Origin of the sequence: Alteromonas sp. ALT199, assembly GCF_018619335.1 — a bacterium.
Classification (GTDB): Bacteria; Pseudomonadota; Gammaproteobacteria; order Enterobacterales; family Alteromonadaceae; genus Alteromonas.
This window is the reverse complement of record NZ_JAHHDX010000110.1, coordinates 1-2,130: the sequence shown is the minus strand read 5'-3', so window position 1 is coordinate 2,130 and position 2,130 is coordinate 1. Positions and strand designations below refer to the sequence as shown.

Here is a 2,130-nt window from a genome sequence, read left to right as displayed (position 1 = left end):
AAATTACGAAAAAGTGCTTTATTTTATGAAAGTTTTGTTCATAATGTACACATCACTTAGGTGATATCTAATTTAGTTACAAAATAGGAATTCAAAAATGAAACTGTCTACTTTCGCTATTGCTTTAACGTTATCTGTTGCTGCTACACAATCTTTTGCAAAAGATGTAGTACTAAAGCCAATTAACGACAACATCGAAACTCAAGCGTGTTTAACTGCGGCTAAAGAAGGTTTTGGTCCTGCGTTACGCCTTATCCGTTCTAAAGGCTTTAACGCTGAACAGTTCAGTGCATCTGTACGTTGTAACGGTGAATCACTTCGCACTTTTGCTTACATGTACAAAAACAACAAGGCAACTGAAAACGCAAAAACAGTAGCACTTGTTGCAAAGAATGAAGATGTAGCTTCACAAGCTTGTCTTGAAGCTCTTACTGTAGGTAAAGATGCAGCACTAGCGAAGTTTGGTCTAGAAGGTGAAAACATTATCTGTAACCACAAAGCAATGTCTGACTTTGTTCGTGAATACAGTGTAGAAAACGTTGTTGTTCGCACAGCTGCTGAATAAGACCTCGTTTTAGGGTAGCAACCTACTGCTAATGTTTTGTACAGTTTCATGGCCTTTCGCTTGAGAGGGCGAAAGGTCTGACACTTTACGAACGTTACCACTTACTCTCTTTTTCTATACTGGCTATTCTCGCCAATCGATACTCCTTACCTTTGAAAGTAACCACACGGCTTCAGGCCTACCTATTGCTTTTCACTAGAGTGAATTAAGTGAAACTCAGTCTGTCTTCCATCTAGATACTTTACTGACGTACCGTCAAAAAACGCATCTTCTTCCAGCATAATTCTTATCTCTTTGTTCCACTGTTCAATGAAGCTAGCAGCATTAAGTTCTATGGAGTAGGCTGTTTGGGCAAACATTGGGTAATCCCCTTTAACTGGCACGCCTTCTTGTGCGTCCCACATTCCTATTGTTGGGCCAGCCGCATGCCCGTGAAAACCTAGGGGATGAGTATAAATAGCAGGCGTAATGCCTTGTTCGATAGCCTGTTGGCGCGACATGCTTAAAATAGCATTGCCTGTTCTACCTACTTTGAAATTGCTGGTAAGAATGTCTTGTAACTGGTTACCAGCTTTAAGTGCTTTTTTAAGCGACGCTGGCGCGTCTTTTTCACCAGGTTTTAATACGTAGGCGTGTTGCTGTTGATCGGTGTTAAGCCGAAGGTAGGTAATACCGAAATCTACGTGGATGAGGTCTCCCGGTCGAATAATATTTTCGCCAGGGCGTTTACTAAACGCATTAACTTGATCAAACACTTCGTTGTTTTTGCGTTGGATTGAGACCGTAGGATGAAACCAATTAGTAAGTCCGATCGCTCGGGTTTGATCGCGAAGCCACCAGACAACATCATCGGTGGTTGTCACGTTAGGTGTGATAACCTCATTTGAAAATGCTGTCGCTATCAGCGAGTGACCAATTTGAGTGAGTACGGGGTAATACTGCATTTCCAGTTCACTACGGGTTTCTAACCAGCCAATGGAAAGGCTCTCACCACTCACGACGCGGCTTTTTAATTCTTTAGAAAGCACGGTCGTAAATTTGTTGTATTCGGTAGAGGTCATGCCGTCAGCCAGCGCAAATGCATCAGACGTGTTAATGGCAATTTTTGAAGGGTTACGAGTTTCGATAATATGTTTCAACGCTTTCCACTGATTGGGCTCTACTTCCTTATCCCATGCTTTTTTAAATAGTGAACCTACTGCGTATCTTGCCACGGCTAAACGCTCTAGCGGTTGGCCATTTCCCGGGCTGTAAATAACTAACATAGTATGACGTCTTGCAGAGACCCAGGTTGAAGGCAGCATGGTTTTTAATACAGGGTCTTCGTTGTACTCTCGCGACATTAACACCCACATATCGATGCCTTCACGCTCCATAATTTTTGGAAGTACATCATTGAAGCGCTGCTCAAGAATATTATCAATTAAGACACTTCTTTCTTTCATTGATAACACTGAATTGGCGTTTGCACTGATGTTATAAAGAGTGAGTAGCAAAAACATAATTCTTTTCATATGCATTCCGTTAATTTTGCTTTAAGTTTTTTATTATCTGGCTATTCTTTA

Annotated in this window: 2 protein-coding genes; one reads left to right on the top strand and one right to left on the bottom strand. The window is 41.4% G+C overall.

Translation table 11 applies throughout. The features are described from left to right. Positions 1-97 precede the first annotated feature (97 nt). Positions 98-565 (top strand): hypothetical protein, encoded by a 468-nt coding sequence (locus tag KL866_RS12010; RefSeq protein ID WP_025256024.1) that lies wholly within the window; start codon positions 98-100, stop codon positions 563-565. Positions 566-747: 182 nt separating this feature from the next. Here KL866_RS12010 and KL866_RS12005 read toward each other — a convergent pair whose 3' ends face one another. After that, positions 748-2,085 (bottom strand): M24 family metallopeptidase, encoded by a 1,338-nt coding sequence (locus KL866_RS12005; protein ID WP_409173984.1) that lies wholly within the window; start codon positions 2,083-2,085, stop codon positions 748-750. Positions 2,086-2,130 lie beyond the last annotated feature (45 nt).

Excerpts from the sequence above, each read along its gene's own strand:
- KL866_RS12010 (WP_025256024.1), top strand. The coding sequence starts at position 98 with ATGAAACTGTCTACTTTCGCTATTGCTTTAACGTTATCTGTTGCTGCT.
- KL866_RS12005 (WP_409173984.1), bottom strand. The coding sequence starts at position 2,085 with ATGCATATGAAAAGAATTATGTTTTTGCTACTCACTCTTTATAACATC.